Here is a 23,199-nt window from a genome sequence, read left to right on the forward strand (position 1 = left end):
ACGACAGGCCGCCTGGAGCCCCCAGGTGGCCTTTTCTGTTGCGCACGCCCATGCGTCGCCGCATTGAACGTTTCGACGCCGCGCACGGACAAAATGATCCGGCCGCGTGAACGGCAAAACGGAGGATGGCATGACAATCGTCTCGCGCGCGTTGCTCGTCTGTGGCGCCCTGCTGATCGGGGTGACCGGCACCCGCGCGCAGACGCCGCTCGTCGACGAAGCCGCCGCGCCGAGCGAGCCTTATCAGGGCCCGTTCGCCTATGACGAGGAGGAGATCGTGGTGGCGCGCTCGCCGGCCGAGCCGGTCGCGTTCGATCTGCCGCAGGGGCTGTCGTTGCGCGACTACGAGGCGTCGCCGACCGGCCGTGAAGCCGCCGTCATCGTCGAGGACGCCGCACACCGCCAGCAGGTGGCATTCTGGGCGTTCGGCCGCGACGGCTTCTCCCGCCGGATCGACGTGCCGGCGCAGACGCGGCTCGTCTCGATCACCTGGCATCCCCGCGGCAAGGCGGTGTTCCTGCTCGCCACGACCGAGCGCGGCTCGCAGATCCTCAAGCTCGATGCGGCCGCGGCGGGCTTCACGCCGACAACGGTCTACAGCAGCGCCGCATCGCTGCGCCGGCTGGTCGTCGGCCCGCGTCCGTTCGAGGTCAACGGCGAGAAGGCGCCGGTGCTGCGCCTGTTCTTCGGCGAGAAGCTCGCCAGCGGCGCCTATGCGCTGCGTACGGTGACCGAGACCGGCAAGGGGCTCTACACCGTGGTCGGGCCGCAGCGCGACGCTGGCAAGAAGGACGATGACGAGGCGCCGAACACGACCATCGCGGCATCGGCGCTGCCGCTGCAATTCCATCCCGCCGGCAATCAGCTGCTGTGGGAGGACCAGAAGAAATGCCTGCACAGACTGACCTACGCCGCCGACAATTGGGGCAAGAGCGCGCCGCTCGGCCGCGATTGCGGCCATACCTTGACCTACACGCCGAACGGCATCGCCATGATCGACTGGCAGCCCGGCCAGCCCGGCATCCGCATCAAGGGCCTGGTCGACAATTCCGACCAGGCCGCGCTCGGCGAGTACAAGCTCGACTCGGTGCCGTCGCAGATGCCGGACGGGCGCGGGGTGATCGCGCTCACCACGAACCGTGCCGTCAGGAGCCTGCATTATCTGCCGATCTCGGTGCCGCTGGCCGACGTCGCCAATGCCTGGATGTACATGGAGAGCGCCGCCGACCAGCAGGCGTTCGTGCGAGACCGCGGCCTGTTCCGGCGGCTGCCGGAGATGGACCAGCTCTACAAGCTGTATGACACCGAGTCCTATCAATGCGGCGCGCCCGACACGCGGGTGCCGACGCGGCCCTATTTCGTCACCACGGATTTGTTCTGGGAATTGTACAGCGCCGCCTTCGACGGGCTGTTCATCATCCTCGAGCGCGAGCAGGCCGGGCCGGCCTTCGCCCGCTTCGTCGCTGCCGCCGATGCGGAGCTTGCCAAGCGGCATCCGGGCAGCCGCATGGCCAAGGCGTTCGCCGCGGCGCATGCCGTGCTCGATGGCCGTAGCGAGTCGAATGCCGAAGCACGTCTCATCGTCGCGGCCCGCGGCGCCGAACAGTCCCTGGCGCTGCAGGAGACGCTGGACTTTGCGCAGTTCAAGCCGCGCGGGCACTACACGACGGACGCGCAGAAGCGCTATTTCGGCGCGGTGCGCTATCTCAGCGCGCTGCCGCTGTCGGCCGAGGACACCGCGATGCTGCGCGGCCTCGATGCGTCCGTCGGCAGGGCGGCGACCGACTGGATCGCGGTGTACCGGCCGTTCATCGCCTCATCGCGGCTCGACCTCGTGTGGGGCGGCGCGGCCTCGACCATCGCCTCGCATCCGGACACGCGCGGCCCGCGGCTGTTTCCGTTGTCCTGGGGCTGGGACAATGAGGCGCTCGACAATGTCGTAGACCACGCCGATCGGCCGGCCGCCGAGCGGATCGTGACGCGCGACGGCGGCTCGCGCCTGTTGCCGTCGGGCCTGGACTTCGCGGCCGTCGCCGGCAATCGGTTGGCAAGCGAGCTGCTCAGCCGCGACTTCGCCGCCTATCCCAATCTCGCCGGCCGCATCGCCGCGGTGCGCCAGCGCTTCGCCGCGGCCGGCGGCAAGTCGCGCAACAGCCTCTACGATTCCTGGATCGCGACGCTGGCAACGCAATGGGCCGACAGCACCACGTCGTCGGCCGTCGCGGGCCCGGTCTGGAACGCCAAGCGCCTGCAGACGGGGCTCGCATCCTGGGCGACGCTGCGCCACGCCACGGTGCTGGTCAACGACAAGACGGTGGCCGAATGCGGCGAGGGCGGCTTCGAGGCGATCGTGATGCAGCCGCCGCGCGGCTATGTCGAGCCCGATCCGGCGAGCTTCGCGGCCATCGCCGATCTGTTCGAGGCGACCATCGGGATGGTGCGGGACGGCCGGAGCCTCGCGGCAGATGCGGCGGCCAATGCGCGTCTGCGCGACGGCATCGTCCGGCGCCTGACGGAGTCTCGCGACTCCATCCGCAAATATCAGAGGATTGCGGAGAAGGAGTTGAAGGGCGAGACGCTGAGCGCGGAGGACTACAGGCTGATCCAATATGTCGCCCGCGCCGCTGAGCACAATTTCCTGATCTTCTCCAGCCTGTCGAACCCGCAATATGCGCTGTCCAACCCAGATCCGATGATGAAGGTGGTCGACGTGGCCGACGCGCCCGGGACGACGCGCGAGCTCGGCGTCGGACGGCCGCTGGAATGGGACCAGATCGTGCCGCATGGCGGTCGCTCGCAGATCGTCAAGGGCGGCGTCTATTCCTATTACGAGTTCGCCTCGCCCCGGCCGCTCGACGATGCCGAATGGCGCAAGATGGTCGATGCGCAGCCGCGGCCGGACTGGGTGGCGCGGCATCTGTCGGCGAACGTGTTGTCGTGTCCGGCGCGGCAGCCGTGAGGCGCGCAGCGCTAGCGCTGCTGCTGATGTTGTCCGGCGTGGCAGTGGCGGATGCGGCGGAGTCCGAGGCGGCGCGGCTGCTGTTCACCGGCGACATCATGCTGGCGCGGCAGGTGGCGCGGGAGATCGACGCCCGCCACGGCCTGTCGCCATGGCATGGCCTGCGAGACACGTTTCGGGGCGCCGATCTCGTGGTCGGCAATTTCGAAGGCACCGTCGGACCGGCGGACGCCTGCGATGCGCCGAAGGAGCTGTGCTTCGCGGTCGAGCCGAAGCTGGTGCCGCTGCTCAAGGACGCCGGCTTCACCGCGCTCGGCCTTGCCAACAATCATGCGGGTGATCTCGGCGCGGCGGGGCGCAAGGCGACCCGCGCGGCGCTGCAGGCGGCCGGGCTCGGCGCGATCGGAGCGGCGGAGTCGCCGGCCTTCGTCAAGGTTCGCGACCGTACGCTGGCGCTGATCAGCGTGAACCTCGTTCCAGGCCGCGATGATCTTGTCGATCGGATCCCATCGTGGCAGGTCGCGCGGAAGCTGCGGCTGGCGCGGGCGCTGGCGGACTGGGTGATCGTCTCCGTGCATTGGGGCAAGGAGCTCGCCGACTGGGTCGTGCCGGAGCAGGAGGCTGCGGCGAGGTGGCTGGTCGCGCAGGGCGCCGATCTCATCATCGGCGCGCATCCGCACGTCGTGCAGCCGCCGGCCTGCGTCGATGGCAAGCCGGTGTTCTACTCGCTCGGCAATCACGTCTTCGACCAGAAATATCCGCTGACCAAGCGCGGCCTGATCGCCGATTGCGCGATCAAGGACGACCGGCTGGCCTGCGGCGGCCTGCAGACGAGGACGCCGGAGGGCTCGGCCTATCCCGCCTTGGCGGCGCCCGAGCAGCCGCAGGCGGGTCTCGCCCAGTGTTCCGTGACAGCGGGAGCGCCGTTGCGCGTGTCAGGGCTTGCCATCGGTCCCTGGATTCGCGACGGCGAGATTGTCTCGGACCGCTTCGTTATCGAAGGCCGCGCGGCGGCGAGCCGCTGGCGAACGCCGCCGCGTGCGCTGCTGTCAGCGGAAGCCGGACGCCTGATGGCCGGCGAGCCACCGCTGCTGTTCACGCTCGAACGCCATGCCTCGCCGATCGACGGTGAGGACGGTCCCCGTCCCTATGTCTACGACGTCACGCCGCACGGCCTGGTGGCCAAGTGGCGCGGCTCGGCGCTGGCCTGGCCGCTGCTCGATGCGGTGCTGATCGCCGATGATGCGGGGCAATCCTATCTCTGCGCCCTGCATCGCGGCGATTCCTTCATCATGCTGGATACGGCGACGCCGTCATCGACACGGACCCAGGTCTATGCCTGGAACGGCTTCGGCTTCACCGGTGTGAGCGACGGCGCGCTCGATGCGCGTTGCGCGGGGCGATTCGCCCAGGGCGATTGAGCAGGCGCATGGCTTCAAGTGGATCGCTGCGGCGGGCGCCTGCGGTGCTGATGTCTGCAGCCGTCATTCCGGGGCGCAGCATCCAACCCGGAGTTCCGAGCTGATCAGGCGATCTCGAGAGTCCGGGTTCAGCCCCTTCAGGGCTGCCCCGGACTGACGGCGTCTCAGCCAGCAACGGCCTTGCCGTCATCGAGCAGCTTGGCGACGCGTCGCAGCGCGAGCTGATAGCCCTGGGTGCCGAAGCCCGCCATCACGCCGTCGGCGCGTTTGGAGACGAACGAGTGGTGACGAAATTCCTCGCGCTTGTGCACGTTGGAAATGTGCACCTCGATGACCGTGCCGTCGAACGCATTGAGCGCATCGAGGATCGCGACCGACGTATGGGTGAACGCGCCGGGATTGATGACGATGGCGGCGGCGGTCTCGCGCGCCTCGTGAATCCAGTCGATCAGCTCATATTCGCGATTCGACTGCTGGAAGCGGATCTCCAGGCCGAGCTCGGTTGCGAGCGACCGGCAGTCGCGCTCCACATCGGCCAGCGTCTCATGGCCGTAGATCTCAGGCTGGCGCTTGCCCAGCAGGTTCAGGTTGGGGCCGTTGAGAACATAGACGAGGCGGCTCATGAGAGGACTCCAATCGGCGATGCGCAGGACCTTTGCCGCCTGCAGCTTAATGGCGGGTTTCGGATTGCGCGATCGCGCTGGGGCGGACAATCGCACCAAGTGGGGGCGGTCTGCCAGCATCTTTCTGACGACAGGGGATAAGTCGTCATCTCTGGGCGTCTCGATCGTCACCCTGAACGACATGAGCCCCGCCGATGGGCGGGGCTCTGGTCAGCTCCGGTCAGAGAGTGTGGTCGTCTGCCGGACGCGACGGCTCAGCTGGCGCGGACAGAGCCGAGGAACCTGCTTACCTCGTCCTTGAGCCGGCCGCTGTCCCGCGACAGCAGCTTCGCGGCCGACAGCACCTCCGACGAGGCGGTGCCGGTCTGCGTCGCACCACGTTGCACGTCGGTGATGTTGGATGAGACCTGCTGCGTGCCTTGGGCGGCCTGCTGCACGTTGCGGGAGATTTCCTGCGTCGCGGCTCCCTGTTCCTCGACCGCGGCCGCGATCGTGGCCGAAATCTCCGACAGCCGCTCGATCGTGTCACTGATCTCGCGGATCGCGGTGACCGACTCCTGGGTCGCGGTCTGAATGCCCGCGATCTGCTGGCCGATGTCGCCGGTCGCCTTCGCCGTCTGCTCGGCGAGCGCCTTGACCTCGGTGGCGACCACCGCGAAGCCGCGTCCGGCATCGCCGGCGCGCGCCGCCTCGATGGTCGCGTTGAGCGCGAGCAGGTTGGTCTGGCCGGCGATGCTGTTGATCAGCTCGACGACATCGCCGATCCGCGCCGCGGCCTTGGAGAGCTCGCCGACGCGGCCCGTGGTGCTTCGCGCCTGGGTCACCGCATCGTTCGCCATCTGCGCGGATTGTTGCACCCGGCGGCTGATCTCGGTGACCGACGACGCCATCTGCTCGGTCGCCGACGCCACCGACTGCACGTTGGTCGACGCCTGCTCCGAGGCGACGGCGACGGTCGTGGCGAGCTTCTCGGCCTGGTCCGCGGTCATGGTCAGCGTACCCGCCGACGTTTCGAGCGTGTGCGAGGCGGCCGAGACCGTCTCGACGATACCGCCCACCGAAGCCTCGAACTGGTCCGCCATCACGTTCATCGCCCGCCTGCGCTCCGCGTCCGCGGCCGCCTGGTCCTCCGCACGCTGCGCGATGCTGCGCTTCAGGTCGCCCTGCATCGCCTTCAGCGACGTGGCGAGCGCGCCGACCTCATCGGCCTGGTCGATCGTCAGGTTCTGGTTGAAGTCGCCCTTGGCGATGCCGTCGGCGAAGACAGCGCAGGCCTGGATCGGACGGGCGATGCTGCGCGCCGCAACGGCGATCAGGAAGATCGCGAGCGCCGTGATCACGATGCCGACGCCGAGCTGCCAGATCGTGTTGGTGGTCGAGCGGCCGCTCAGCGAAGCGTCGAGCTGCTGCGCCGAGGCCAGCACGACATGGCGCGGGATCGAGATCACGACCGACCACGGCGTGTTGGTGAGGCCAAGGCGAATGGGTGCGTAGATGTCGATGTCGGTGACATTGGGATCGTCCTGAACCGTTCCCTTGCCGGTGCGGACGATGGCGGCGCTGTCGGTCCAGCGCGGATCGGCTGATGTCGCGGCCTTGCCGATGACGTCGTGATTGGCGCTGTCGGCGACCACGAGCCCGGTGTCGTTGAGGATCACGACCTTGCCCTTGCCGCCGAACAGCGAGGCGTTCATCTTGGTCGCGAGCGTCTGAACGAAATCGAGATTGTAGTCGGCGCCGGCGAGGCCGCGGAATTTGCCGTCGATCATCACCGGCACCGACATCGTGGCCAGAAACACCGGCTTGCCCTGGACGATGTAGGGCAGCGGTCCGAGGATGTTCTCCTTACCCGTGCTGCTCGGGTTGATGTACCAGGCGCCCTTCACGAGACCGTTAGGATGACGCTCGCTGCTGTCGTATTCGACCAGCGGCTGGACCGCGATCGCGCCGCCGGCGCTGCGCGTCCAGTAGGGCAGGAAGCGGCCGGTCTGATCGGAGCCGACGTCCTTGCGTCCCTTGAACGCGTTGTCATTGCCGTCGAGCGCGCCGGGCTCCCAGGCCGAGTAGGTGCCGTTGAACGCCGGGTTGAGCTCCAGCACGCGCCGCAGAACGGCGTTGAGCTGCGTGCGGCGCGAGGCGGCGTCGATGCCGCTCTTGTCGTCCGCCAGCACCGCGAAGGAATGCGCCAGGGTGCGCGCCGCATCAAATCCGACCTCCAGCTCGGCCTTGATGACGTTGGCCTCGGCGGCCGCCCGGTTCATCAGGCTTTCCTTGGTCTGCTGATCGACCAGCTGCATCACCTCGCGGTTGACGAACTGATTCATGCTCTGTGTCGAGAACAGGCCGTAGCCGATCAGGACAATGCAGGTGAGGACGAGGCAGACGCCCGCGATCAGGGCGATCTTGGTCTGGATGGAGCGGATGGCCGCAAAGGATGTCAGTCGCATGGTTCTCTCGCTTGATGTTTGTCGCGCGACCTCAGTCTCGGGGCGTGCGTTGGGCGCATGCGGGAACCATGGGGAACCGGAATTAACGCGTTTTGAGGAATGGCGCCCGCAGACTGGCTCGCCGGTCGTTTCGCGCCCGCTTGTGTCGCAGCCTTGCGACACCCGGTAATTGTCCGGAAACGTGGAGGTTGCCGGTTGTCGGAACGACACGCAAGCGGGGTGGCCGCTGCCGCATGCGTCTTGCGGCTACTCGTTCGAGAGGCCGGCGTCCGGGCGCGTTGCTTGACCTCGGTCAATCAGGGGTGCTGTATTCGCCATAATATGCCGGCAAAGAAGATCGCTGCTGGGAGAAGGCCAGGAGGAGTGACATGCGGCGCGCGCCCGGGAGTGCGCATTCCGATCGCGTGCTGGATGCTGTCGCCAAAAGCGATACCAAAGGCGATCTCAAGGACGATGCCACCGCCAGCCCGGCGGTCTCGGCGCTCGCAGCCTCATGGCGTCGCTCCGGCCATCTCCATGCACTCGATCCGGCGACCCATGCTCCGTCCCGCCGTCTGACGGCCACCGAGATCAATGTGGCGCGGGAGCGCCTGGGACGGCTGCTCGCGATCGCGCAAGCGAGCCTCGACCGGCTGTTTCTTGCCGTCGGCGGCGTCGGCTGCTCGGTGCTCCTGGCCGATGCCGACGGCACGGTGCTCGACCGGCGTGGCGCCCGCGGGGACGATGCGACATTCGAGTCCTGGGGGCTGTGGACCGGCGCTGTGTGGAGCGAGCGGCACGAGGGCACCAATGCGATCGGCACCTGCCTGGTCGAGAAGCGGCCGCTGACCATCGACCGGGACCAGCATTACCTCACCCGCAATTCCCGGCTGTTCTGCACGACCGCGCCGATCTTCGACGAGAATGGCCAGCTCAGGGCGGCACTTGACGTGTCGTCATGCCGGACGGATCTCACCGAAGGTTTCGGCCGCCTGATCTCGACCACGGTCGCGGACGCCGCGCGCCTCATCGAGGCGGAGAATTTCCGCCAGGCCTTTCCGCAGGCGCGCATCGTGCTGACACCGGAGAGCGAGCGCGAGATCAACTCGCTGCTCGCGGTGGACAGCAACGATCTCGTCGTCGGCGCCACGCGTGCGGCGCGTCGTGCGCTCGGCCTGTCGGCGTCGGCACTGGCGCGGCCGGTCCCGGCGAGCGACCTGATCAGGGGGGCGCGGAGCGAGAGTGACGATATCGACGCGGCCGAGCGCGCGGTGCTGAAGCGCGCGCTCGCGCGTGCCGCCGGCAACGTCTCGAAGGCCGCCAAGGAGCTCGACATGTCGCGCGCCACCCTGCATCGGAAGATGAAGCGGCTCGGGCTGGAGCGCTGAAGCGCAGTTTTGCCAGTCGCCTTGTCGCAGAACTGCGACACTTCCGGCGACTCACCGCCGCCGGCCACTGGTCCGAAAACCCGGTTTGACCGAGCCTCTCTCCAACGCCGTGGACATCGGCGTGTATGGGAGAGAGAAATGACCAAGGTTGACGTCCATGCGGCGCTCAAGCCGCCTTTCGCTGCGCGTTACGACAACTTCATCGGCGGCGGCTGGAAGGCTCCGAGCGCCGGAAAATACTTCGACAATATTTCGCCGATCACCGGCCAGCCGGTGTGCCAGATCGCGCGCTCCGATGCCTCCGACATCGAGGCCGCGCTCGATGCGGCGCATGCCGCCAAGGACGGCTGGGCGCGCACCAGCGTCACCGAGCGCGCGCTGATCCTCAACAGGATCGCTGACCGCATGGAGGCCAATCTCGCCACGCTCGCGCTGGCCGAGACCTGGGACAACGGCAAGCCGATCCGCGAGACGACCGCGGCCGACATTCCGCTCGCGATCGATCACTTCCGCTATTTCGCCGGCGTCATCCGTGGCCAGGAAGGTTCGATCGCCGAGATCGACCACGACACCATCGCCTATCACTTCCACGAGCCGCTCGGCGTCGTCGGCCAGATCATTCCCTGGAATTTCCCGATCCTGATGGCGGCGTGGAAGCTCGCCCCCGCGCTCGCGGCGGGCAATTGCGTCGTGATGAAGCCGGCGGAGCAGACCCCGGCCTCGATCATGGTCTGGATGGAGATCATCGGCGACCTGCTGCCGGCGGGCGTGCTCAACGTCGTCAACGGCTTCGGCCTCGAGGCCGGCAAACCGCTGGCCTCCTCGCCGCGCATCGCCAAGATCGCCTTCACCGGCGAGACCTCGACCGGCCGGCTGATCATGCAATACGCCTCGCAGAACCTGATTCCCGTGACGCTCGAGCTCGGCGGCAAGTCGCCGAACATCTTCTTCAAGGATGTCTGCGCCGAGGACGACGATTTTCTGGACAAGGCGATCGAAGGCTTCGTGATGTTCGCGCTCAACCAGGGCGAGGTCTGCACCTGCCCGAGCCGCGCACTGATCCACGAGTCGATCTACGAGCGGTTCATGGAGCGCGCGCTTCAGCGCGTCGGCGCGATCGTGCAGGGCAGCCCGCTCGATCCGGCCACGATGATCGGCGCCCAGGCCTCGTCGGAGCAGATGTCGAAGATCCTGTCCTATATCGACATCGGCAAGAACGAGGGCGCGCAACTCCTGATCGGCGGTGAGCGGAACGTGCTCAGCGGCGATCTCGCCGGCGGCTACTACGTCAAGCCGACGGTGTTCAAGGGCCACAACAAGATGCGCGTGTTCCAGGAGGAGATCTTCGGGCCCGTCGTCTCGGTCACGACCTTCAAGACCGAGGACGAGGCCTTGTCGATCGCCAACGACACGCTCTACGGCCTGGGGGCCGGCGTCTGGAGCCGCGACGCCAACACCTGCTACCGCTTCGGCCGCGCCATCCAGGCCGGGCGGGTCTGGACCAACTGCTACCATGCCTATCCCGCGCATGCCGCGTTCGGCGGCTACAAGCAGTCGGGCGTCGGCCGCGAGACCCACAAGGTCATGCTCGACCATTACCAGCAGACCAAGAACATGCTGGTGAGCTACAGCCCGAAGAAGCTCGGTTTCTTCTGAAGGCTGCTCGCCGCGCGCCAAGCCGGTCGGTCAAGAGCGCCTGACCGGCTTGTGCGTGTGCGCGCGGCAGCCGCGCTTCGCGGTTACCGGCTGCGCCTGGGATAGATGATCACCGACAGATAGGTCATCGGCGCCTTGATCAGCTCTTCGGGCCCGTGGCGCGCGGCGGCGTCGAAGAACAGCGCGTCGCCCGGCTCCAGCAGATACAGCCGGTCGGCATGGCGGTAGCGCACCTTGCCGGAGAGCATGTAGATGAACTCGACGCCGGCATGGCGGAAATCGGTGTAGGGGACGGCGTCGCCCTTCAGCGTGATCAGATAGGGCTCGACCACGACGTCGCCGCCGAGCGAGTGGCCGAGCAGGTCGTAGAGATGGCCGGCCTTGGTGCCGCGCCGCTCGATGCGCACGCCCTGGCCGGCTTTCACGAAGGAGCAGTCGCGCTCCTCGCCGTTCTCGCGGAACAGCCGCGCGATCGGCACGTTCAGCGCCTTGGCGAGCGCCGACAACGTCGCCAGCGACGGCGAGATCGAGCCGTTCTCGATCTTCGACAGCATGCCCGCCGAGATCCCCGCGGCGATGCCGAGCTCGGAGACGGTGAGATCGAGATCCTTGCGCAGCCGGCGGACCTCGGCGCCGATCTCCGATTCCAGCGTCGGCGTGGCCTCTTTCGGCGCCAGGGAGCCGGTGAGCAGCTCGGGCTCCGCTGACGGCGTGTCCGCCTTGCCCTTCCTGGATTGCTTCGCGGCGCCTTTCGCCACAGGAAACCTCGCTCGCTCGCCGGCGGCTTGCCGCGGCCTGACCGTTCTATTCTCTATACGCCGCGGCAGCCCTCGCGGCCAGTGTGAGCGCCCATTCTGCGCCTTGCCATCCCCTCCCGCGCTCTCATGGTTTGTTGTCGGATCGATTTTCCTGAAATGAACAAAAGTTTCTTGACGAGAACGGTTGGCTCGCTATCCTGATGGTGGGACGGGGGCCAGCCCGTCCCACAATGATGTGGATCGGAGCGGCGCATGTGCGGAATCGTCGGGCTGTTTCTCAAGGCTCCGCGGCTGGAGCCGGAGCTCGGCGCATTGCTGGGCGACATGCTCGTCGTGATGAGCGACCGCGGTCCGGACAGCGCGGGCTTCGCCGTCTACGGCGATCGCACCCAGGGACGCGTCAAGCTCACCATCAGCGGCGCCGATGAGGAGATCCTGCGACGCGCCGTTGCCGAGCTCGGCAAGGCGATCGACGAGACGCCGGCGCTGACCTTGCATGACACCCACGCCGTGGTGTCGATCTGCTTCGACAAAGAGAAGGCGGCGCGCGCCTTCATCGAGGGCCGTGACGACATCAGCTTCGTCGGCGCCGGCGCGCGGATGGAGTTGTACAAGGAGGTCGGCCGTCCCGAGCAGGTCACGCAGCGCTTCGGCCTGTCGCGCATGACCGGCAGCCACGGCATCGGCCATACCCGCATGGCGACGGAATCTGCCGTGACGACGCGCGGCGCGCATCCGTTCTCGACCGGGCTCGATCAGTGCCTGGTGCACAACGGCTCGCTGTCGAACCACAACGGCGTCCGCCGCATGCTGCAGCGGGAGGGCATGCGCTTTTCGACTGAGAACGATACCGAGGTCGCGGCCGGCTATCTGAGCTGGCGCATTCGCGAAGGCGCCTCGCTGAAGGAGGCGCTGACCAGCAGCCTGTCCGATCTCGACGGCTTCTACACCTTTGTTGTCGGCACCGAGACCGGCTTCGCAGTGCTGCGCGACCCGATCTCCTGCAAGCCGGCCGTGATGGCCGAGACCGACGACTACGTCGCGTTCGGCTCGGAGTATCGCGCGCTCGCGGGCCTGCCCGGCGTCGACAAGGCGCACATCTTCGAGCCCGAGCCCGCCACCGTCTACGTCTGGGAGCGTGGCTGATGCCGAGCTTCGATCTCGCCAAGGCGCCGCTGCGCGAGCTCAATGCCGCGCTCCACGCGCTGTCGCCGACCACCAATGAGACGCATTGGGTCGTCAGCAATCCCCTTGGCAAGCACGCCGTCGCCTGCGGGCTCGATGCGCCGGTGACTGTCGAGATCGACGGGCATGTCGGCTACTACTGCGCGGGCATGAACAAGACCGCGACGGTCGTGATCTCCGGCAATGCCGGCGTCGGCGTCGCCGAGAACATGATGTCGGGCGAGGTCCGCGTCAAAGGCGATGCCAGCCAGTCGGCGGGCGCTACCGGCTGTGGCGGCCTGCTGGTGATCGAGGGCAATGCCTCGGCGCGCTGCGGCATCTCGATGAAGGGCATCGACATCGTCGTGAAGGGCTCGATCGGGCCGATGAGCGCGTTCATGGCGCAGGCCGGCAATCTCGTCGTGCTCGGCGACGCCGGCGATGCGCTCGGCGATTCCATCTACGAGGCCCGGCTGTTCGTGCGCGGCCGCGTCGCAAGCCTCGGCGCCGACTGCATCGAGAAGCCGATGACGGAGGAAGATCGCGCGATCCTCACCGCCGTGCTGAAGCGCGCCGGGGTTGATGCCGTGGCCGGCGACTTCAAGCTCTACGGCTCGGCGCGGCGCCTCTATCACTTCCACATCGACAATGTCGACGCTTATTGAGGCCATCCCGATGTCCGTGCCTCCGCATCGCACCCCGCCGCGCTTCTCCGCGACCTTCAACCCGAACGTGATCGCCGAGATCCAGCGCGCGGCCGCGACCGGCATCTATGACATCAGAGGCGGCGGCGCCAAGCGCGCGCTGCCGCATTTCGACGATCTCTTGTTTCTCGGCGCGTCGATCTCGCGCTATCCGCTCGAAGGCTATCGCGAGAAGTGCGGCACCGACGTCACGCTCGGCACGCGCTTCGCGAAGAAGCCGATCAAGCTGAAGATTCCCGTGACGGTCGCCGGCATGAGCTTCGGCTCGCTGTCCGGTCCCGCGAAGGAGGCGCTGGGCCGCGGTGCGTCCGCCGTCGGCACCTCGACGACGACAGGCGACGGCGGCATGACGCCGGAGGAGCGCGGGCATTCCTCGATTCTCGTCTATCAGTACCTGCCGTCGCGCTACGGCATGAATCCGGATGATCTGCGCAAGGCCGACGCGATCGAGATCGTGATCGGGCAGGGCGCCAAGCCGGGCGGCGGCGGCATGCTGCTGGGGCAGAAAATTTCTGCCCGCGTCGCCAAGATGCGCACCTTGCCGGAGGGCATCGACCAGCGCTCGGCCTGCCGGCATCCGGACTGGACCGGCCCCGACGACCTCGAGATCAAGATCGAGGAGTTGCGCGAGATCACCGATTGGGAGAAGCCGATCTATGTGAAAGTCGGCGCCAGCCGTCCCTATTACGACACGGCGCTGGCGGCGAAGTCCGGCGCGGACGTCATCGTGCTCGACGGCATGCAGGGCGGCACGGCGGCGACGCAGGATGTCTTCATCGAGAATGTCGGCCTGCCGACCTTGGCGGCGATCCGCCCGGCGGTGCAGGCGCTGCAGGATCTCGGCCTGCATCGCAAGCTGCAGCTGATCGTCTCCGGCGGCATCCGCACCGGCGCTGACGTCGCCAAGGCGCTCGCGCTCGGCGCCGACGCTGTTTCGGTCGGCACGGCGGCGCTGATCGCGCTCGGCGACAATGATCCGCAATGGGAGGCCGAGTACCAGAAGCTCGGCACCACGGCCGGCGCCTATGACGATTGGCAGGAGGGGCTCGATCCCGCGGGGATCACCACGCAGGACCCTGCGCTCGCCGCGCGGCTCGATCCGGTCAAGGCCGGTCGCCGGCTCGCCAACTATCTCTCTGTGCTGACCCTGGAGGCGCAGACCATCGCGCGCGCCTGCGGCAAGAGCCACGTGCACAATCTTGAGCCTGAGGATCTCGTCGCCTTGACGATCGAGGCGGCGGCCATGGCTGGCGTGCCGCTTGCAGGCACCAACTGGATTCCGGGGCTCGACAAATAGGCTGGCTGTGCTGCGCGCGCCGCTGACGAGATCGACGGATTGAAGATGCCGGGGTCTTTCGAGGACTCAAAGGGGAAACCATGTCGAGTAGTCTCCATGCCGTCGCGTGCGAGCGGGGCATCAAATACTTCCTGATCTCCTACACCGACCTGTTCGGCGTCCAGCGCGCCAAGCTGGTCCCGGCCTCCGCCATCGACGGCATGGTCAAGACCGGCGCGGGTTTCGCCGGCTTCGCCACCTGGCTCGACATGACGCCGGCCGATCCCGACGTGTTCGCGATGCCCGATCCGGCGAGCCTGATCCAGCTGCCGTGGAAGCCGGAGGTCGGCTGGCTCGCCGCCGATCCCTGGATGAACGGCAAGCCGGTGGCCCACGCGCCGCGCAATTTGCTCAAGCGCATGATCGCGGACGCCGCCGCGCAGGGCTACGAGCTGAAATCCGGCGTCGAATGCGAGTTCTTCCTGATCACGTCGGATGGCAGCGCGCCGTCCGACGTCGCCGACAAGCAGTCGAAGCCATGCTACGACCAGCAGGCGCTGATGCGCCGCTACGAGGTGATCGCCGAGATCTGCGATTCCATGCTGGCGCTGGGCTGGAAGCCGTATCAGAACGACCATGAGGACGCCAACGGCCAGTTCGAGATGAACTGGGAGTTCGACACCGCGCTCAAGACCGCCGACCGCCACGCCTTCTTCAAATATATGGTGCGCTCGATCGCCGAGAAGCACGGCCTGCGCGCCACCTTCATGCCGAAGCCGTTCGTCGACCTCACGGGCAATGGCTGCCACGCCCATGTCTCCGTGTGGAAGGACGGCCGCAATCTGTTCGAGGACGAATCCGGCGAGCTGGGCGTCTCCAAGCTGGGCTATCAGTTCCTCGGCGGCATCATGCATTCGGCCGACGCGCTGGCCGCGCTGTTCAATCCCACCGTCAACTCCTACAAGCGCATCAACGCGGCGCGGACGACGTCGGGCGCGAGCTGGGCGCCGAACTCCGTCACCTATTCCGGCAACAACCGCACGCATCTGATCCGCATCCCCGAAGCCGGCCGCTTCGAGGTGCGCCTCGCCGACGGCGCCGCCAATCCCTATCTGCTGCAGGCCGGTCTGCTCGCCGCCGGCCTCGACGGCATCGCGCATGATCGCGACCCCGGCCCGCGCCTCGACATCAACATGTATACCGATGGCCACACCGTGAAGACCGGCAAGAAGCTGCCGCTCAACCTGCTCGACGCCATCCGCGCGCTGCAGGCCTCGGAGGTCCTGAGCGAGAAGCTCGGCGATTTCATTCCCTGCTACGTCAAGCTCAAGACCGAGGAATGGAACGCCTATGCGCGGCACCTGACGGAGTGGGAGCGCGAGACGACGCTGGACTGCTGATGCGGCGGCGTCCCAGAACATGACGCTGGCCATGTCATGCCCGGCTCTCTCCACGTCATTGCGAGGAGCGACGCGACGAAGCAATCCAGAGTCCCGCGTGCGACTCTGGATTGCTTCGCTGCGCTCGCAATGACGTTGGAAAGAGCGGGCGTGTAGGGTGGCAAAGACAGCGCGCGGCGGAAGCCGCGCGATGGTGTGCCCACCGACTGTCTGGTTCAGCTCTATCGAGATGGTGGGCACGGCGCGCGACATCGCGGCCGACAACTCACGGCGTGCAACGCGCCTTTGCCCACCTTACGGCCGTGCGCGCTGCGCTACGTCTTCACCTCGCCGCCGAACTCCGCCGCGGCGTCGGAGAACCAGCGCCAGAAACTTTGCGACAGGCTGCGGAAGACGGCGATGTCGAAGCAGGGATGGCCGTGCTCGTCGGCATTGCGCCACATGATCGCGCCGATGTGGCCCACCACCGTGGTTGCTGCAGCACCCGGCGGGAAGGCACCGTCGTGCAGGTCGATCGGAAAGCTCTTGGCGAGGACGTCGCGGATGGCCGGGCCGCCGACGCGGACCACGGCATAGCCGCCGCTCTGGTCGACGACGGAGCCGAGCGGGCCGATCGCGGCCTTCAGCGACGGGGCGAGCAGATGGCTGCGCCCGTCGGAGACGGCGAGCCAATGCTGCGGACCGAGGCCGACGAAGGCGATGGAGTCCGTGCCCACGACGGCCGGCGTGCGTGGCAGCGTCAGGCCATAATGATGTTGGACGGCTTCGCGCAACGCAGTGTCCTGGCCCTTGCGCGCCTGCAGGGTGGCGAGGCCGAGATCCGCGCGCTCGACGATCGTCACCCGGCTCCCCTGCGGAGGCACGATGTGATCGGTCAGAGCGGCCCGCGATGACAAGCTGCTGTCAGGCATGCAGCCGCGCTCCGTCTGGATCGACAAAGACCGGTGACACCAGCTCGACCTCGGTGTCGCCATCGCGCACCGGATCATAGGCGCGCATGCGCTCGCCAATCCGCTGCGGTCCGCGCTTCACCAGCGCGAGGCCGATCCAATGTCCGAGCATCGGCGAGAACGCCACCGAGGTGACGTAGCCCTCGTCATTCTCCGTGGTCGGCGCCGCGCCGCGCGCGAGGATGTGGGCGCCGGCGCGCAGCCGCGCCAGCGGGTCGACGGGACGCAGGCCCACCAGCGTCGGCCGCTCGGGATCGACGAGGCCCGGGCGTTGCGCCAGCACGCGGCCGATATAGTCCTTCTTCGTTGACATCATCCGCCCCAGGCCGAGATCGGCGGCGGTGGTGGTGCCGTTGATCTCGTTGCCGGCGACATGGCCCTTCTCGATGCGCATCACGCCGAGCGCCTCGGTGCCGTAGGGCGTGATCCCGAATTCGGCGCCCGCCGCCATGATCGCGCGGATCGCCGCGTCGCCATACGGCGCGGGCACCGCGATCTCATAGGCGAGCTCGCCGGAGAACGAGACGCGGAACAGCCGCGCCGGCACGCCACGCCAGACGAATTCGACGCAGCCGAGATAGGGCAGCGCGGCGTTGGAGACGTCGAGGGAGTCGCCGAGCAGCCGCTCCAGCAGTTGCCGCGCCTGCGGGCCGGCGATGGAATATTGCGACCATTGCTCGGTGACCGAGACGATCTGCACGTCGAGCTCCGGCCATAGCACCTGGCGCGCATGCTCGAGATGCTGCATGACCTTGGCAGCATTCGCGGTCGTAGTCGACACGACGTAATGGTCGGGCGCGAAGCGGGCGGCGGTGCCGTCGTCCATCACGATTCCGTCTTCGCGCAGCATCACGCCGTAGCGCGTCTTGCCGACGGGCAGGGTCGAGACCATGTTGATGTAGACGCGATCGAGGAAGAGGCCGGCATCGCTGCCTTGCACGTCGATCTTGCCGAGCGTCGACACATCGCAAACGCCGACCTTGCTGCGGACCTCGCGTACCTCGCGCGAGACGATCGGCAGCCAGTCGGCTTCTCCCGGTCGCGTGAACCATTGCGCACGCAGCCAGGCGCCGGTCTCGACGAAGCTTGCGCCGTTCTGTTCGGCCCAGGCATGGCCCGCGGTCAGCCGCGTCGGCCGGAAGTCGCGGCCGCGATGATGGCCGGCAAAGGCGCCGATCGCGACCGGCGCCACCGGCGCGCGGAACATGGTGGTGCCGATCTCGGCCATGGTGCGGCCGGTCAGCTCGGCCATCATGGCATGGCCGTTGATGTTCGAAGTCTTGCCCTGGTCGGTCGCCATGCCCAGGGTCGTGTAGCGCTTCAACAGCTCGACCGAACGGAAGCCTTCGCGCGCCGCCAGCGCGACGTCGGCGCTGGTCACGTCGTGCTGGAAATCGACGAAGGCTTTCGCGCGCGATGCGGCGACATGCCAGAATGGCGACAGTTCCACCTTGTCATCGTCGGCGCGCGGCACCGGAGGAGCGGCGCCGGCGAAGCCCGCGGCGTCCGCGGCAGCGGCGCCCAGCATGGTGCCTTGCCGGAGCGCCTCCGCGAGGCTGAACGCGCCCGATACGGCGCCGGCGATGCTCATGCCCGGTGGCAGGCCGTCAGGAACGAAGGCCGTCGCCGTCTCCGACCAGCGCGGCCGGTGACCGAGATGGGTGGTCAAGCCGAGATTGGGCGACCAGCCGGCGGACATCGCCAGCAGATCGGCGCGCAGCGTTGGCGCGCGACCGTCAGCGGTGCGGATCGTGATCGCCCGCAGGCCGTGCCGTCCGCGCGTGTCGATCACGTCGGCGCCGATATGGACGGGGATGCCGAGCCGCGTCGCCTCGGCGCGTAGCGGTGCGGCGACGGTAGAGCGGTGATCGATGATGGCGACGATCGTGACACCATGGCGCGCCAGATCGAACGCGGTGGTCCAGGCATCGTCACAGCCGGTGTAGATCGCGGCCTCGTGGCCGGGCGTCACCGCGAAACGGTTGACATAGCTGCGCACGCTGGCGGCCATCATCACGCTTGGACGATCGTTGCCGCCGAACACGATCGGGCGCTCGATAGCGCCGCTGGCAAGCACGGCGCGTTTCGCGACGATCTTCCAGAGCCGCTGGCGGGGCTGATGCGGCCGCGGCTCGGCGAGATGGTCGGACACGCGCTCGAGCGCGCCATAGGTGCCGCCGTCATAGACGCCGAACACGCTGGTGCGCGTGAGGATGCGGACGTTCGGCAGCGATATCAGCTCGTCCGCGATGCCCTCGGCCCATGCGACGCCGGGCTTGCCGTCGATCTCTCTAGCGTCCGCGTTCAGCCGGCCGCCGAGGGCAAAGTCCTCGTCGCAGAGGATCACGCGTGCGCCGCTGCGGCCGGCGGCCAGCGCCGCTGTGAGCCCCGCAGGTCCGCCGCCGATGACCAGCACGTCGCAGAAGGCGTTGATCTTCTCATAGCTGTCCGGATCGGCTTCGGTGCTGGCGCGGCCGAGGCCGGCCGCATGGCGGATCGCCGGCTCGTAGACCTTCTCCCAGAACGCGGCCGGCCACATGAAGGTCTTGTAGTAGAAGCCGGCGACGAACAGCGGCGACAGCAGCGAGTTGATCGCGCCGACATCGTGGCGCAGCGACGGCCAGCGATTCTGGCTCCAGGCCTGCAGGCCGTCGTGCAGCTCGATCGTCGTCGCGCGCGTGTTCGGCTCGCGCCGTGCGCCCGCGCGCAGCTCGACCAGCGCATTCGGCTCCTCCGGCCCGGCGGTCAGGATGCCGCGCGGGCGGTGATATTTGAAGGAGCGGCCGACCAGGCGGACGCCGTTCGCAAGCAGCGCCGAGGCCAGCGTGTCGCCGGCGTAGCCCTGATAGGAGACGTCGTCGAAGCTGAAGCGGATCGGCTTGCTACGATCGATCCGGCCGCCCGATGCAAGACGATGGAGATGCGCCGTCATGCCGCGCCCTTCCTGGCGAGCGACGCATCGAGGATCTCGTGCGTGCGGGTGTCGCGCGTGACCAGCAGCCAGCTGCGGCAACCCTGGGCGTGGTACCACAGCTCCTGATGACGGCCGGCCGGGTTGTCGCGCAGGTAGACCGCATCGAAGAAGCGTTGCTGCGCGTCGGGGACGGCCGGATCCGGGCGCGGCTCGGGATCGCCATGATAGGCGAACTCGATCAGGTCACGCTCGCCGCAGAAGGGGCAGGGAAGACGCATGGACGGCCTCAATGCAGGTTCGGCTGCGCGCCCTGACCTTTTTCGTCGATCAGGTGGCCGGTCGCGAAACGGTCGAGGCGATAGGCTGATGCAACGGGATGCGGCGTGTCGTGCGCCAGCAGATGCGCGAAGCACCAGCCGGAGCCGGGCGTCGCCTTGAAGCCGCCATAGCACCAGCCGGCGTTGAGATAGAGCCCAGCCAGCGGCGTGCGGTCGATGATCGGCGAGCCGTCCATCGACATGTCGACCAGACCGCCCCAGGAGCGCAGCATGCGCACGCGGCCGATCATCGGCATCAGCGCCATGCCGCCCTCGCAGACGTCCTCGATGGTCGGCAGATTGCCGCGCTGGGCATAGGAATTGTAGCCGTCGATGTCGCCGCCGAACACGAGCCCGCCCTTGTCGGACTGGCTGATGTAGAAATGGCCGGCGCCGAAGGTGATCACGCCGGGGATCAGCGGCTTGATCGCCTCCGAGACGAAGGCCTGCAGCACGTGGCTCTCGATCGGCAGCCGCAAGCCCGCAAGCTGCGCGACCCGCGAGCTGCTGCCGGCGACCGCGAGCCCGACCTTGCCGGCCTGGATGGGGCCGCGCGTCGTCGTGACGCCGGTGATGCGATCGCCGTCGCGCAGGAAGCCGGTGACCTCGCAGTTCTGGATGATGTCGACGCCGCGATCGCTGGCCGCCCGCGCATAGCCCCAGACCACGGCATCATGGCGCGCGGTGCCGCCGCGCCGCTGCAGCAGGCCGCCCTTGATCGGAAACCGCGCATTGTCGAAATCGAGCCACGGCAGCATGCGCCTGACGGCGTCGGCATCGAGCAGCTCGGCATCGGCGCCCGCCAGCCGCATCGCATTGCCGCGCCGGGCAAACGCATCGCGCTGCGCATCGGAGTGATAGAGGTTCAGCACGCCGCGCTGGCTGACCATCGTATTGTAGTTCAGGTCCTGCTCCAGTCCTTCCCACAGCTTCATCGACCATTCGTAGAATGGCTCGTTGCCGGGCAGCAGATAATTGGAGCGGATGATCGTGGTGTTGCGGCCGGCATTACCCGAGCCGATCCAGCCCTTCTCGACCACGGCGACGTTGCGGATGCCATGCTCCCTGGCGAGGTAGTAGGCGGTCGCGAGCCCATGCCCGCCGCCACCGACGATGATCACGTCGTAGCTCGCCTTCGGAGCGGCGTCGCGCCAGGCCGGCTGCCAGTCGCGATGACCGCGCAGGGCCTGGCGGGCGAGGGAGAACAGCGAGTAGCGCATGCGCGTGGGACCATCCGATTGCGTCGGGCACTGTGCGTTGCTATGGCAGGGCGGACATGTCCAGAAACGACCAGAAGATGTCGAAAAACGACGAGGCGCGGGTGCACCGCGTCGGCTTCCTGCTCATCCCGGGCTTCGCGCTGATGTCCTATGCGTCGGCCGTCGAGCCGCTGCGCGCTGCCAACGTGCTCAGCGGCCGGACGCTCTATCGCTGGCGTCACGTGGCCATCCGCGGCTCCGACATCCCGGCGTCGAACGGCGTACGAATTCCGGCCGACGCGACGATCGGGAGCGCGGCGCGGTTCGACTCGATCGTGGTGTGCGCCGGCGGCAATCCGGCGGCGTTTTCACATCCGCCGACGCTGGCCTATCTCCGACGCGCCACGCGCCACGGCATCCGCCTGATCGGGGTCTCCGCCGGCCCGTTCATCCTGGCGCAGGCGGGGTTGCTGCAGGGCTATCGCTGCACGATCCACTGGGAGCACATGCCAGCGTTCCGGGAGACGTTTCCGGCGCTGCCGCTCAGCCGCTCGCTGTTCGAGATCGACCGCGACCGCTTCACCTGCGCCGGCGGCATCGCCGCGCTCGACATGATGCATGCGATGATCCGGATCGATCACGGCGCGCGTCTCGCGTCGGCTGTCAGCGACTGGTTTCTGCAGACCGAGATCCGCCGTGGCGAGGCCGCGCAGCGGCTGTCGCCGGCGGAGCGTTTCGGCGTGCATCACCCCAAGCTGGTCGATGCGCTCTCGCGGATGGAGAAGCGGATCGAGCGGCCGCTCGCACCCGCGGAGCTGGCACGTCTCGCCGGACTCTCGTTGCGGCAGCTCGAGCGTCTGTTCGTCCGGCATCTCGGCACCACGATCCACCGCCGCTATCTCTTGGTCCGGCTCGAGCAGGCGCGGGTGCTGCTGCGCCAGAGCACGATGGCGATCGGCGAGGTCGCGCTGGCGACAGGCTTTGCCACGCCGATGCATTTCGCGCGCTGCTATCGCCGCCAGTTCGGCCTCGCGCCGCGCGAGGAGCGCGTGGCGCGCTGATGCTGAGCGTACATGTCAGCCGAGTTGCGCCAGCAAAGCTTCGCGTGCCTCGGAGATGCGTCGATACATGTCGTTGCTGCCGCCGGCGTCGGGATGCGCTGATTTGGCGAGCCGGCGGAACGCGGCGTTGATGTCCGATGCCGCCAGCCGGCCTTGCGGCGGAAGACCCAGGATGGTGCGAAAGGCGTCGTCCTCGTCGTCGCGCGAAAGCTGATCCAGCAGTGTGCGCCGTGCCGCGCGCGCCTCGCGCCGGAGCGTGTCCTGATCCTCGCGCCAGCGCTGCTGGGACATCACGAGGCAGGCGCCGAAGGCGATCCGGCCGTGCGTCTCCAACTCGTCGAGGCTGAACGGCCCGACGACGTCATAGGGCGGCGCCAGCCGCGCGAGCCGTCCGTCCGCTTCATCAACGACAGGGGCGAGCCGCACCGTATCGACGATCCCCATCGTGCCGTTCCAGATCACCCATTCCGCTGAGAGTGTCATGCTGCCGATCTCGCCGAGTCGATCTCCCGCCGGAGCATGCGAGGCGATCAGGCCGATGTCCGGGCCGGCTTGAGCGGCCCGACATCGACCTGAATCTCATCGCCCTCGATCTGCAGCGGGTAGGAATGCAGCGCGTTGCGGACGAGATGCGTGACGCATTTGCCGCTGACACTGTCGAAGCCCCATTGATGATGCGGGCAGGTGATGGTCTTGCCGTCGAAGGTCGCGTCGGTCAGCGGCACGTCGGCATGCGGGCAGCGGCCGCGCCACGCGGTCAGCTGGCCCCCAGCCGGCCAGAGCAGCAGCACGCTCTTCTTGCCGACCTGAAACAGGCCCATGCCGCCTTCGGAAACCGCGCTTGTCGGACAGACGACAGTGAAAGCCATGGAAAGGTCCGTGAAACGTGACGCCGGATCGTTTCACGCAAGTTCCGGACCAGCCGATTATGCGACCGATCATCGTCAGTTTGTCGCGAACGCGACATGCCGAGAGCGTCTCGC

General features: G+C 67.7%; 18 protein-coding genes. 9 read left to right on the forward strand and 9 right to left on the reverse strand.

Features of this window, described 5'->3' with window-relative positions:
• The first annotated feature begins 130 nt into the window (after positions 1-130).
• Together ACQR1Y_RS23835 and ACQR1Y_RS23840 are read left to right on the forward strand one after the other, a co-directional pair.
• On the forward strand, positions 131-2,959 hold the full coding sequence (locus tag ACQR1Y_RS23835; RefSeq protein WP_434878430.1) for a DUF3160 domain-containing protein: 2,829 nt from the start codon (positions 131-133) through the stop codon (positions 2,957-2,959).
• A complete protein-coding gene (locus ACQR1Y_RS23840) occupies positions 2,956-4,380 on the forward strand; it encodes a CapA family protein (RefSeq protein ID WP_434878431.1) in 1,425 nt (474 codons plus the stop codon). The genes ACQR1Y_RS23835 and ACQR1Y_RS23840 overlap by 4 nt, the downstream gene beginning before the upstream one ends.
• Positions 4,381-4,544: 164 nt before the next feature.
• On the opposite strand, the gene aroQ is transcribed toward ACQR1Y_RS23840, so the two are convergent.
• Positions 4,545-5,003 carry a type II 3-dehydroquinate dehydratase gene (gene aroQ, locus ACQR1Y_RS23845; RefSeq protein ID WP_434878432.1) on the reverse strand — a complete coding sequence of 153 codons (459 nt, stop codon included), beginning with the start codon at positions 5,001-5,003 and terminating at the stop codon, positions 4,545-4,547.
• 254 nt (positions 5,004-5,257) lie between these two features.
• A complete protein-coding gene (locus ACQR1Y_RS23850) occupies positions 5,258-7,450 on the reverse strand; it encodes a methyl-accepting chemotaxis protein (RefSeq protein ID WP_434878433.1) in 2,193 nt (730 codons plus the stop codon).
• 368 nt (positions 7,451-7,818) lie between these two features.
• On the opposite strand from ACQR1Y_RS23850, the gene ACQR1Y_RS23855 reads away from it, so the two are divergent.
• Together ACQR1Y_RS23855 and adh are read left to right on the forward strand one after the other, a co-directional pair.
• A complete protein-coding gene (locus tag ACQR1Y_RS23855; RefSeq protein WP_434878434.1) occupies positions 7,819-8,817 on the forward strand; it encodes a helix-turn-helix domain-containing protein in 999 nt (332 codons plus the stop codon).
• A 138-nt stretch (positions 8,818-8,955) separates the two neighbouring features.
• Positions 8,956-10,473, forward strand: a complete 1,518-nt coding sequence (adh, locus tag ACQR1Y_RS23860) for an aldehyde dehydrogenase (RefSeq protein ID WP_434878435.1) — start codon at positions 8,956-8,958, stop codon at positions 10,471-10,473.
• An 83-nt stretch (positions 10,474-10,556) separates the two neighbouring features.
• Here the strand turns inward: adh and ACQR1Y_RS23865 are convergent, their stop codons facing one another.
• Complete coding sequence (locus ACQR1Y_RS23865) at positions 10,557-11,231, reverse strand: helix-turn-helix domain-containing protein (RefSeq protein ID WP_434878436.1); 675 nt, start codon at positions 11,229-11,231, stop codon at positions 10,557-10,559.
• Between the two features lie 252 nt (positions 11,232-11,483).
• Here ACQR1Y_RS23865 and ACQR1Y_RS23870 point away from each other — a divergent pair, with 252 nt between their 5' ends.
• The 4 genes from ACQR1Y_RS23870 (at position 11,484) to glnT (ending at position 15,775) form a co-directional block, all read left to right on the forward strand.
• The gene (locus ACQR1Y_RS23870; protein WP_434878437.1) at positions 11,484-12,377 is read left to right on the forward strand and encodes a class II glutamine amidotransferase; all 894 of its coding nucleotides are present in this window, start codon (positions 11,484-11,486) and stop codon (positions 12,375-12,377) included.
• Positions 12,377-13,060 carry a protein glxC gene (locus tag ACQR1Y_RS23875; RefSeq protein ID WP_434878438.1) on the forward strand — a complete coding sequence of 228 codons (684 nt, stop codon included), beginning with the start codon at positions 12,377-12,379 and terminating at the stop codon, positions 13,058-13,060. The genes ACQR1Y_RS23870 and ACQR1Y_RS23875 overlap by 1 nt, the downstream gene beginning before the upstream one ends.
• A gap of 10 nt (positions 13,061-13,070) precedes the next feature.
• On the forward strand, positions 13,071-14,396 hold the full coding sequence (locus ACQR1Y_RS23880; RefSeq protein ID WP_434878439.1) for an FMN-binding glutamate synthase family protein: 1,326 nt from the start codon (positions 13,071-13,073) through the stop codon (positions 14,394-14,396).
• Between the two features lie 80 nt (positions 14,397-14,476).
• Complete coding sequence (gene glnT / locus ACQR1Y_RS23885) at positions 14,477-15,775, forward strand: type III glutamate--ammonia ligase (RefSeq protein WP_434878440.1); 1,299 nt, start codon at positions 14,477-14,479, stop codon at positions 15,773-15,775.
• A gap of 314 nt (positions 15,776-16,089) precedes the next feature.
• Here glnT and ACQR1Y_RS23890 read toward each other — a convergent pair whose 3' ends face one another.
• From ACQR1Y_RS23890 to ACQR1Y_RS23905, 4 genes are read right to left on the reverse strand one after another with little or no spacing between them, the layout of a single operon-like run.
• Positions 16,090-16,686: a sarcosine oxidase subunit gamma gene (locus ACQR1Y_RS23890; protein ID WP_434878441.1), complete on the reverse strand. Its 597-nt coding sequence runs from the start codon at positions 16,684-16,686 to the stop codon at positions 16,090-16,092.
• Complete coding sequence (locus ACQR1Y_RS23895) at positions 16,679-19,657, reverse strand: sarcosine oxidase subunit alpha family protein (RefSeq protein ID WP_434878442.1); 2,979 nt, start codon at positions 19,655-19,657, stop codon at positions 16,679-16,681. The genes ACQR1Y_RS23890 and ACQR1Y_RS23895 overlap by 8 nt, the downstream gene beginning before the upstream one ends.
• Positions 19,654-19,917, reverse strand: coding sequence for a sarcosine oxidase subunit delta (locus tag ACQR1Y_RS23900; RefSeq protein ID WP_434878443.1), 264 nt, complete (start codon positions 19,915-19,917; stop codon positions 19,654-19,656). The genes ACQR1Y_RS23895 and ACQR1Y_RS23900 overlap by 4 nt, the downstream gene beginning before the upstream one ends.
• Before the next feature lie 8 nt (positions 19,918-19,925).
• Positions 19,926-21,176, reverse strand: coding sequence for a sarcosine oxidase subunit beta family protein (locus ACQR1Y_RS23905; RefSeq protein ID WP_434878444.1), 1,251 nt, complete (start codon positions 21,174-21,176; stop codon positions 19,926-19,928).
• 56 nt (positions 21,177-21,232) lie between these two features.
• Here ACQR1Y_RS23905 and ACQR1Y_RS23910 point away from each other — a divergent pair, with 56 nt between their 5' ends.
• Positions 21,233-22,216: a GlxA family transcriptional regulator gene (locus ACQR1Y_RS23910; RefSeq protein WP_434878445.1), complete on the forward strand. Its 984-nt coding sequence runs from the start codon at positions 21,233-21,235 to the stop codon at positions 22,214-22,216.
• A gap of 15 nt (positions 22,217-22,231) precedes the next feature.
• Here the strand turns inward: ACQR1Y_RS23910 and ACQR1Y_RS23915 are convergent, their stop codons facing one another.
• Positions 22,232-22,699: a J domain-containing protein gene (locus ACQR1Y_RS23915; RefSeq protein ID WP_434878446.1), complete on the reverse strand. Its 468-nt coding sequence runs from the start codon at positions 22,697-22,699 to the stop codon at positions 22,232-22,234.
• Between the two features lie 47 nt (positions 22,700-22,746).
• A complete protein-coding gene (locus ACQR1Y_RS23920; protein WP_434878447.1) occupies positions 22,747-23,085 on the reverse strand; it encodes a Rieske 2Fe-2S domain-containing protein in 339 nt (112 codons plus the stop codon).
• Positions 23,086-23,199: the final 114 nt, after the last annotated feature.

The sequence above is a fragment of the Bradyrhizobium sp. HKCCYLRH3099 genome (assembly GCF_051167855.1).
Taxonomy (GTDB): domain Bacteria; phylum Pseudomonadota; class Alphaproteobacteria; order Rhizobiales; family Xanthobacteraceae; genus Bradyrhizobium.